This window comes from Mesorhizobium sp. M7A.F.Ca.CA.002.05.1.1, assembly GCF_003998335.1.
GTDB lineage: Bacteria > Pseudomonadota > Alphaproteobacteria > Rhizobiales > Rhizobiaceae > Mesorhizobium.
Genome location: NZ_RZQI01000149.1, coordinates 1 through 9368, shown reverse-complemented (window position 1 = coordinate 9368; position 9368 = coordinate 1). Strand labels below are relative to the sequence as shown.

The 9368-nt window shown below is 62.9% G+C and carries 9 protein-coding genes and 1 pseudogene; 4 read left to right on the top strand and 6 right to left on the bottom strand.

The features are described 5' to 3' along the window. A partial coding sequence (locus tag EN939_RS10410) for a LysE family translocator (protein WP_164750934.1) occupies positions 1-374 on the bottom strand: 374 nt, incomplete at its 3' end. 394 nt (positions 375-768) lie between these two features. Between EN939_RS10410 and EN939_RS10405 the strand changes: the two genes are divergently transcribed. Next, positions 769-1395, top strand: a complete 627-nt coding sequence (locus tag EN939_RS10405; RefSeq protein ID WP_127267941.1) for a DUF1062 domain-containing protein — start codon at positions 769-771, stop codon at positions 1393-1395. A 60-nt stretch (positions 1396-1455) separates the two neighbouring features. Here EN939_RS10405 and typA read toward each other — a convergent pair whose 3' ends face one another. Further along, positions 1456-3285 (bottom strand): translational GTPase TypA, encoded by a 1830-nt coding sequence (typA, locus tag EN939_RS10400; protein ID WP_023811726.1) that lies wholly within the window; start codon positions 3283-3285, stop codon positions 1456-1458. A 197-nt stretch (positions 3286-3482) separates the two neighbouring features. On the opposite strand from typA, the gene EN939_RS10395 reads away from it, so the two are divergent. Further along, entirely contained in the window at positions 3483-3764 is a 282-nt protein-coding gene (locus EN939_RS10395; protein WP_236382934.1) for a hypothetical protein, read from the top strand. A 91-nt stretch (positions 3765-3855) separates the two neighbouring features. Here EN939_RS10395 and EN939_RS10390 read toward each other — a convergent pair whose 3' ends face one another. Then, positions 3856-5430, bottom strand: coding sequence for an alkaline phosphatase D family protein (locus EN939_RS10390; RefSeq protein ID WP_127267939.1), 1575 nt, complete (start codon positions 5428-5430; stop codon positions 3856-3858). A 262-nt stretch (positions 5431-5692) separates the two neighbouring features. Beyond that, on the bottom strand, positions 5693-6976 hold the full coding sequence (locus EN939_RS10385) for an MFS transporter (RefSeq protein WP_127267938.1): 1284 nt from the start codon (positions 6974-6976) through the stop codon (positions 5693-5695). A 72-nt stretch (positions 6977-7048) separates the two neighbouring features. On the opposite strand from EN939_RS10385, the gene EN939_RS10380 reads away from it, so the two are divergent. Both EN939_RS10380 and EN939_RS10375 read left to right on the top strand, forming a co-directional pair. Next, positions 7049-7666, top strand: coding sequence for a TetR/AcrR family transcriptional regulator (locus tag EN939_RS10380; protein WP_127267937.1), 618 nt, complete (start codon positions 7049-7051; stop codon positions 7664-7666). A 45-nt stretch (positions 7667-7711) separates the two neighbouring features. After that, a complete protein-coding gene (locus EN939_RS10375; protein ID WP_127267936.1) occupies positions 7712-8305 on the top strand; it encodes a hypothetical protein in 594 nt (197 codons plus the stop codon). Between the two features lie 225 nt (positions 8306-8530). Here the strand turns inward: EN939_RS10375 and ppa are convergent, their stop codons facing one another. Together ppa and EN939_RS10365 are read right to left on the bottom strand one after the other, a co-directional pair. Beyond that, positions 8531-9064: an inorganic diphosphatase gene (ppa, locus tag EN939_RS10370; protein WP_013528997.1), complete on the bottom strand. Its 534-nt coding sequence runs from the start codon at positions 9062-9064 to the stop codon at positions 8531-8533. A 112-nt stretch (positions 9065-9176) separates the two neighbouring features. Continuing rightward, positions 9177-9368: pseudogene (locus EN939_RS10365) on the bottom strand (hypothetical protein); the annotation flags it as partial.

The following is a 9368-nucleotide window of genomic DNA, read 5'->3' as shown; positions in this document are numbered from 1 at the left end:
ATCTTGGGATTGCCAAGCGTCACCGCCATGCCGGCGAAGAACAGCTTTGCCGGAGAATCCTCGCGCGGCATCTCGCCCCCTTCTGCATCGACAGGCGCGGTCCACATTTTCCAGGCGAGGTAAGCGAGATAGGCGACGCCGACCCATTTCACCACGACGAAAGCGAAATGGAAGGTCTGCGCCACGACAGCCAGGCCGAACACCGCCAGCGACAGCCAGATGCCCTCGCCGATCCACATGGCGAGCAGGAACGGGAACACGTCGCGAAACCCTTTCGAGATAACGCGCGCAACGAGCGCCGCGATCGAGGGGCCGGGCGAACCGGCGGCAACGAACAAAGCGGCGGCGAAGATCAGGAGCGAGGTGGGGTGCATAACCGGGGTCTCTGGTTGAAAACCTTCGATTTCGGATATTAGCGCAAGTGGCTCGGCTGCGGTAGCACCGACAAAAGACCCTTGTCGGTCCAGCATCTCGCGGCTAGAAAGGCCGCCGCGAAACAATTTTGAGCGTCACTTTGCCTACGTAGCCGCCGGTCTCGTCAACTCCCCCGACACACTGCATGACTCCGCATTCGCGGTGTCTGTTTTCATTTCATGTGTTCTTCTGGGCGGCGGTTCGAGACCGGTTTGGCACTGCTGAACCGTTGTTGCGCGCTGCCGCCCGTGACATCCGATTTCCGATCATAGCAAGCGACCGCCACGCCGCGCCCGCATGGGCATCTCGACATCGCCGGCCTGATGAACTTCCCGACGGGAAGGGCTTATCGGCATGTCTGGACTCCAGCGTATCCACTGGGCAATCGCGCCCAAGACCGCACCTCGGCCGCTCATCAGCTGCAGTCGTTGCGGCACTGTGAAGGCCTATTGCAGCAGCGGGAAATTCCGCGTCAACGCCAACGGCAAACGCATCGACGTGTGGCTGATCTATCGCTGCATCGACTGCGACAACTCCTGGAATTTCGGCATTTTCGAGCGCTGCAACCGCCGCGACATCGACCCGACGCTGCTGGCGGCGCTCGAACGCAACGATCCTGCACTCGCTCACCGTCATGCCTTCGATGTAATCGCGTTGCGCAACCGGATCGGGCGCGTCGAGGAGTTCTCCGATGTCAGCATTCACAAGCGCAGGCTCGGCGACACCGGGGAAGCCGCGACCGTGTTGGAGATCCAGCTTGGACTGGAAATGCCGACATCGCTGCGACTCGACCGGCTGCTCGCTGGCGAACTCGGCATCTCGCGATCACGGCTTCAGGCGCTGGAGGAGAGGCGGCTGCTCATCGTTGACCCGGATGGCGCAAAGGCCCTGCGCAAGCCTACCCGCGCGGGAATCGCGATCCGCATCGATCTGGCCGGCGAGGCCGATCGGCAGGCCATCATCTCGGCTGCCGGTGGATGAACGAAAAAGGGGCGGAACACTGGTTGCTCCGCCCCTATCGACTGTCGGAAAATAGAGAGCTTACGCCGCGCCGACCACCTTGGACGACTTCTCGAACCGCTTGCGCTCGTTCGGATCGAGATAGAGCTTGCGCAGCCGAATGGTCTTGGGCGTCACTTCGACCAGTTCATCGTCCTGAATCCAGGCCAGCGCGCGTTCCAGCGTCATGCGGATCGGCGGCGTCAGCTTGACCGCCTCGTCCTTGCCGGCGGCACGGATGTTGGTCAGCTTCTTGCCCTTGAGCACGTTCACTTCAAGATCATTGTCGCGGCTATGGATGCCGATGATCATGCCCTGATACACCTTGACGCCCGGATCGATGACCATCGGGCCGCGATCTTCCAGGTTCCACATGGCGTAGGCGACCGATTCGCCCTGTTCGTTGGAAATCAGCACGCCATTGGTGCGGCCCGGCAGCTCACCCTTGTAGGGCTCATAGGCGTGGAAGAGCCGGTTCATCACGGCGGTGCCGCGCGTGTCGGTCAAAAGCTCCGACTGGTAGCCGATCAGGCCACGGGTCGGCGCGTGGAAGACGATGCGCTGGCGATTGCCGCCGGACGGGCGCAGTTCGACCATCTCGGCCTTGCGCTCGGACATCTTCTGCACGACGACGCCGGCATGCTCCTCATCGACGTCGATGACGACTTCTTCGACCGGCTCCAGCAATTCGCCGTTCTCGCCCTTCTGCATGACGACGCGCGGACGCGACACGGCGATTTCAAAGCCTTCGCGGCGCATCGTCTCGATCAGCACGGCCAGCTGCAATTCGCCGCGGCCGGAGACGAAGAACGAATCCTTGTCGGGCGATTCCTCGATCTTCAGCGCGACATTGCCTTCGGCTTCGCGCAGCAGGCGGTCGCGGATGACGCGGCTGGTCACCTTGTCGCCTTCGGTGCCGGCCAGCGGACTGTCATTGACCAGGAACGACATCGTCACGGTGGGCGGATCGATCGGCTGCGCATGCAGCGGTTCGCTTACGCTCGGGTCGCAGAACGTGTCGGCGACGGTGCCCTTCGACAGGCCGGCAATGGCGACGATGTCGCCCGCCTGCGCTTCTTCGATCGGCTGGCGCTCAAGGCCGCGGAAGGCCAGGATCTTCGAAATACGGCCGGTTTCGATCTGGGTGCCGTCATGGTGCAGCACCTTGACCGGCTGGTTGGCCTTCAGCGTGCCGCTCTCGATACGGCCGGTGATGATGCGGCCGAGGAACGGATTGGCTTCCAGGATGGTGCCGATCATGCGGAACGGGCCGGGATGAACGGTCGGCTCCGGCACATGCTTGATGACGAGGTCGAACAGCGGTCCCAGCTGCTGGTCCTTGGGTCCTTCCGGATTTTCCGAAACCCAGCCATCGCGGCCTGAACCGTACAGAATCGGGAAGTCGAGCTGCTCGTCGGTGGCGTCGAGCGCCGCGAAAAGGTCGAACACCTCGTTGACCACCTCGACGTGACGGGCGTCCGGACGGTCGATCTTGTTGATGACGACGATCGGCTTCAGGCCGACCTTGAGCGCCTTGCCGACGACGAACTTGGTTTGCGGCATCGGCCCTTCGGCTGCGTCGACCAGCACGATGGCTGAGTCCACCATCGACAGGATGCGTTCGACCTCGCCACCGAAATCGGCGTGGCCGGGGGTGTCGACGATGTTGATGCGGGTATCCTTCCAGTCGACCGAAGTCGCCTTGGCCAGGATGGTGATGCCGCGTTCCTTTTCGAGGTCGTTGGAATCCATGGCGCGCTCGGCGACGCGCTGATTGTCTCGGAAGGAGCCGGACTGCTTCAAAAGCTGGTCGACCAGGGTGGTCTTTCCATGGTCGACGTGCGCGATGATCGCGATATTACGGATTTTCATGTTCTGGTCTCGGAAGCGTTGCAGGCAGCAGGCCAAAAGGCGCTGCCTCTTTCGGTTGCGCGGCTCATACAGGGTTTTTCGCAGTTGCGAAAGAGGAGGAGCGTCACCAAATACTCATCAAATCTTAAGCATCTGCGTGTGAGATGATTTTGTTAACCAAGGCGGGAACCCTTTGGGGCCCGGGCAGTTCAAACGTCATGACCGATAAACTCAACCGATTCTGGCCGCTCATCGCGTCTGTTGCCTTCGCCGTCCTGCTGGCGGCCAACGCCGCACAGTCAGCCGCGACGATGAAGGAATCACGGCCTGCCTTGCTGTCAGAGGCACAGTCGGCCGAGCAGATTTTCGCCGACGCACCAGACGGCGTCGACCCGATGGTGACCGGCCCGGTCAGCGCCGCCTTCAAGCAGCGCCAGGACTCCGCCAACTGCGACAGCGCCGTCTGGCCGAATATTCCCATGGTCTGCTACCCGGACTAGTCAGCGCTTCACCCCCCGCCCCGTCTCGCCAGCTTCGCTTTGCGAAGCCGCCGCCGACCTTCCCCACAAGGGGGAGGGTTGAGAAGCGCGCTTACGCCGACCGCACCGGGTCGAGCGTCACCTTGTAGAGTTCGTTGTCGTCGCGATCCATCAGCCGCACCGTCATCTGCTCGCTGGCGCCTGAAATATCGACGAGCCCGAAGAATTGCAGCCCGGCCGAGGGCGGCAGGTTCTGTCCCTGTTCGGCGGTCGGCGCCTTGATGAACTTCAGCTCCGGACCGAACGTCATGTCGAAATCGTTGGGACCGAACGTGCCGGCATGGATCGGACCCGAGACGAATTCCCAGAACGGATTGAACTCCTGGAACTGCGCCTTGTCCGGGTTGTAATAATGCGCGGCCGTGTAATGCACATCTGCGGTGAGCCAGACGGTGTTGCTGATGCCGGCATTCTTTATGAAGCGCAGCAGGTCGGCGATCTCGAGCTCGCGCCCTTTTGGCAAGCCATTGTCGCCATTGCTGACCGCTTCGGCGCCAACCTTCTTGGTGCCGTCGTCCCAGACGACGAGGCCGAGCGGCACGTCGGCGGCGATGATTTTCCAGGTCGCCTTCGAATTCGCCAGTTCGCGCTTCAGCCATTTCGTCTGCTGCTCGCCGAGCATGCGCGACTGCGGCGTCATCTCATCCTGCATGTCGGGACCATTGGGGCCGCGATAGGAGCGCATGTCGAGGAAGAACACGTCGAGCAGCGGCCCATAAGCGATCTTGCGATAGACGCGGCCGGGCTCGGACGGTTCGTAGCGGATCGTCGTCATCTCGTGGAAAGCCCGCGCCGCGCGGGCCGCCAGCACGTGGATGGATTTTTCCGTGTAGCGGCTGTCGGCGCTGAGATCCTTGGAATCCGACCAGTTGTTCAGCACTTCATGGTCGTCCCACTGGTAGAAAGTCGGGCAGATGGCGCTCAGGCCGAGCACGTTCCTGTCCATCATGTTGTATTTCCACTGGTCCCGGTACTCGTCCAGCGTTTCGGCGACCTTGCGCTTGCCGTCGATCAGCACGACGTTCTTCCACTTGCCGCCGCCGGGCAGGTCGACCTCGTCCTTCATGGCGCCGTCGGCATAGATGGTGTCGCCTGAATGCAGGAAGAAGTCGGGCGTGTGCTTGCCGATCGTGGCGTAGGTCTTCATGCCGGTCTCATCGATGCCCCAGCCCTGGCCGGCGGTGTCGCCGGACCAGGCAAAGCGGATGTCGCGCTTCGAGGCTGGCGCCGTCCTGAAACGGCCGGTGATCGGCTCCGAAACGGCGTTGATGTCGGCGAGATCGGCCGATGTCATGCGGTAGAAGATATCCTGGTCCGAAGCGAGGTCGGTGAGCAGCCGCTTGACCGTGTAATCGCTGGCCGGCGACGTATCGAGCGGCGCCAGCCGCGTCGCACTGGCGAAATTCTCCGTCGACGACACCTCGAACATGACGCGCGACGGTCGGTCGGTGCGCGTCCACACCATGCCGCTGGTGGCGTCGACATCTCCCGACTGGACGCCATGGGTGAAGGAAGGCCGCTGATTGGCGCGCGAATAATAGGGCAGCGCCAAGCTCGAGACGCCGGCCAGGCCAACGGCGCTGGCGGATGTGACGAAGGCGCGGCGGGTCATCGAGAGCTTGTTCATGGCTGTCTCCTGGTGGCTTGAACGGCGCCACCAAGGTCCAGCGTCAATGTTTCAGGCGCATCTCGGGATGATGAAGTTTTGATAACAATGAACAGGGTAATCTCCCCCTCGAGGGGGAGATGTCGCCAAAGGCGACAGAGGGGGTCGCCGCGCGTGGAGCGCTAACCTCCTTCTATCGCAAGAGGCCGAGCCCAGTCGGACCGACCCCCCTCTGGCCGCTTCGCGGCCATCTCCCCCTCGAGGGGGGAGATTAGCGTCGCGCCTAAGCCGCTTGCGGCTCCGGATCGAACGCCGGCTTGCTGGTGTTGATCAGCAGCGAGATACAGGCGGCGGCGATTGCCGTCATGCCGGCGATCAGGAAGGCCAGTTCGTAATTGCCCTGCAGCTCGCGCATGGTGCCGCCAAAGGCGGCGGCAGCGGCCGCACCGATCTGGTGCCCGGCGACGATCCAGCCGAACACGATCGGCCCACTGCGATCGCCGAACGCCTCGTTGGCGAGCCGCAGCGTCGGCGGCACGGTGGCGATCCAGTCGAGGCCGTAGAGCACGGCGAAGATGATCAAGCTGGTGGCCGAGAAGCCGGAATAGGGCAGATAGATCAGCGACAGGCCACGAATGCCGTAATAGACGCCGAGCAGCTTGCGCGGATCGTAGCGGTCGGTGAGCCAGCCCGACAACGTCGTGCCGATCAGGTCGAAGATGCCCATCATCGACAGCAGGCCGGCGGCCTGCACTTCGCCGATGCCCATGTCGCCGCAGAACGCGATCAGATGCGTGCCGACCAGCCCGTTGGTGGTGAAGCCGCAGACGAAGAAGGTGGCGAACAGATACCAGAACACCCGCGTGCCGGCGGCACGGCGCAGCGTCGAGAACGTATGCGCCAGAAAATTGCCCTGTGACGCAGGCGGAGTGGGCGGCACGTCGTCAGCCTCGGCGCCGTAGCGCACCATGCCGATCGATGCCGGCCGCTCCGGCACCAGCAGCCAGACCAGCGGTATCAGGGCAGCGGTCGCGATCGCGACCGCAATGACAACCGGCTGCCAGCCGCCCGACTGCGCCAGCGCGGCGATCAGCGGCAGGAACACCAGCATGCCCGAGGCGCTGGAGGCCGACATCAATCCCATGACAAGCCCGCGATTGGTCTTGAACCACCGGTTGACGATGGTCGCGCCGAGCACGCTGGCGACAGCACCGGAACCAATGCCCGAGAACACGCCCCAGGTGATGAACAGATGCCACGGCTTGGTCATCAGCAGGCTGAGCGCGGTCGAGCCCGACATCACCACCAGCGAGGCCAGCAGCGTGCGGCGAAGCCCGATGCGCTCCATCAGGGCTGCGGCAAATGGCCCTGTCAGGCCGTAAAGCAGGATGCCGACACCGGCGGCCAGCGAGATGATGTCGCGCCGCCAGCCGAAACTGTTCTCCAGCGGCAGCATCATGACCGAGGGTGCGGAGCGCAGGCCAGCCGCGACCAGCAGGCTAAGGAAGATCACGCCGACCACGACGAAAGCGTAGCGCTGGCCAAAGGGGCGGGATTGAGCTATCATGTTACTGACCGGTACGTTGCAGGTGGAGTATGTATACGTACCGATCGGTAACATTGTCAATCGAGCCACACGATGCCAACCGACAAAAATATTGATCTGACCATCAGCGACGATCATGCGTCGGCGCCGCCGAAAGCAGCCAAGAAGATCCTCGATGTGGCTTATGACCTGTTCTACCGGCGCGGTATCAGGGCGATCGGCGTCGACGAGATCGTCAAACGTGCCGGCGTCACAAAGCCCAGCCTCTATCGCAGCTTTCCGTCCAAGGATGAACTGGCCGCCTCCTATCTCAGGCAGTACGATCTTGAATATTGGGAGCGTTTCGACGAGGCGGTTGCCGCTCATCCCGGCGACCCGCGCGCACAGATCAAGGCTTTCCTGACCCGCATCGGCAAGCGCACGCAAGTGGCGGACTATCGCGGCTGCGGCATGACCAACGCGGCGGTCGAATATCCCGACCACAGCCATCCGGCCCGTGTGGTCAGCGAGGCCAACAAGCAGGAATTGCGCCGCCGCCTACGCGCCATGGCGGTTGCGATGGGCGCGCAAGACCCTGACACGCTCGGCGACGGCCTTCTGCTGCTGATCGAAGGCGCCTATATCAGTGGCCAGCTGTTCGGGCTCGGCGGCCCGGCGCAAGCGGTCGCCCGCAACGCGGACCTGCTGATTGAAGCGAGCTTGAAGAAATAACGTTTGGCGCTACGCTGCGGCAGCTTGCAACGGAGATTGACCGCCATGCGTGCCATTCTGATCCCGCTTGTTCTGGTCGGTCTCGGTCGGGCTGCGCAAGCCGACGGCATTTCCAGCGCCTACACCGATCTGGATTCGAAAAAGGATTGCGTGACCTACGCGCAGGCCGAGGAAGGCGACGGCGACTGGGCCGAACTCGCCTGTTCGGGCTATCGCGGCTATCCCGTACTGATAGCCTATGACGATGCCCGTGAATCGCTGTTCTACGGCTTTCCCCCCGGCGGCGACATGACAACGGTCTGGGAGAGCTTTTCCGGTTTCAATTCGTCCGGAGCCAAGATCGAATGGCGCATCGAGACCACCGGCGACAAGGCTGTGCCCTATGCAGCCATCCATCGCCGCTCGATCAGCAATCCCGAGGACGAGAAAAAGCCGACCGAGGTGCTGCTCGTCGCCAAGGTCGGCCAGATGGACGCCCGCGACGGCTGCACCGTCGGCCTGGTGCTGGCCACCGGCAATCCCACCGCCAACGATCAGGCGCGCAAGCTTGCCGACGACAAGGCACGCACCTTCGCCTGCGGCAAGGACAGGCGCACCGTCATCGGCAATGTGCCGGCTTTTGGCCGGGTGGATAACTGAGCACGGCGGAGATTGGGCATCGCACCCGTAGCTTCGTCATCCACGGGCGGAGCAAGGAGCGTAGCGACGCAGCGCAGACCCGAGGATCCATGCCGCGACATCAACACCGCCGCGGCGGTGCAGAATTCCGTTCCGCCGCACACGTCGCCTGGCGTCACGGCATGGATACCAGGGTCTCCGCGACGCCGCTTTGCGGCTGCTCCGCCCTGGTATGACGAAGTTGGGCTACTTGCTCGCCTTGGCCCGCTCGATCGCATCGACGATCATCTTCTTGGCATATTTGGAATCGTGCCAGCCTTCGATCTTGACCCATTTGCCGGGCTCGAGATCCTTGTAGTGCTCGAAGAAGTGCTGCACCTGCTGGCGCGTGATGTCGGGCAGCTGGGTGTATTCGGTGACGTTCTCGTAGCGCAGCGTCAGTTTCGGCGACGGCACGGCAATGATCTTCTCATCCTGGCCGGCATTGTCTTCCATGATCAGCACGCCGATCGGCCTGACGTTGATGACGCAGCCCGGCACCAGGGCGCGCGTGTTGCAGACCAGCACGTCGATCGGATCGCCGTCGCCCGACAGCGTGTGCGGCACGAAGCCGTAATTGCCGGGGTAGCGCATCGAGGTGTGCAGGAAGCGGTCGACGAACAGCGTGCCGGCTTCCTTGTCCATCTCATACTTGATCGGCTCGCCGCCGATCGGCACCTCGATGATGACGTTGACGTCCTCAGGCGGGTTCTTTCCGCTGGCTATGGCTTCAATGCGCATGGCTTAAATCCCTCTCTCGATGGACGATCGATAGCGGGCGGCGCGTCATGGTGCAATGCGGCGAATGGTGCTGGCTGAAATCGGGAGACGCAATGGCCGAAGGGCCGGGCTGTCATTCCCAGACGAAAGCGACCTTCTTGAGCGCCTTCTGCTCGAAGATCTCGACGCCTTCCGCAACATCGCGGCCGCCGGCGCCGGCATAAAAGGCGAGTGCGTTCTGGTTGTCTTCCAGCGCCCACACGACCATGCCTTTCAGCCCGAGATCGGCGGAAAGATCGCCGGCTATGCGACGATCGGCAAGAAC

Bases quoted from the DNA above. Each gene is read 5' to 3' on its own strand.
- EN939_RS10405 (WP_127267941.1), top strand. From the start codon at position 769: ATGTCTGGACTCCAGCGTATCCACTGGGCAATCGCGCCCAAGACCGCA.
- typA (WP_023811726.1), bottom strand. From the start codon at position 3,285: ATGAAAATCCGTAATATCGCGATCATCGCGCACGTCGACCATGGAAAG.
- EN939_RS10395 (WP_236382934.1), top strand. From the start codon at position 3,483: ATGACCGATAAACTCAACCGATTCTGGCCGCTCATCGCGTCTGTTGCC.
- EN939_RS10390 (WP_127267939.1), bottom strand. From the start codon at position 5,430: ATGAACAAGCTCTCGATGACCCGCCGCGCCTTCGTCACATCCGCCAGC.
- EN939_RS10385 (WP_127267938.1), bottom strand. From the start codon at position 6,976: ATGATAGCTCAATCCCGCCCCTTTGGCCAGCGCTACGCTTTCGTCGTG.
- EN939_RS10380 (WP_127267937.1), top strand. From the start codon at position 7,049: ATGCCAACCGACAAAAATATTGATCTGACCATCAGCGACGATCATGCG.
- EN939_RS10375 (WP_127267936.1), top strand. From the start codon at position 7,712: ATGCGTGCCATTCTGATCCCGCTTGTTCTGGTCGGTCTCGGTCGGGCT.
- ppa (WP_013528997.1), bottom strand. From the start codon at position 9,064: ATGCGCATTGAAGCCATAGCCAGCGGAAAGAACCCGCCTGAGGACGTC.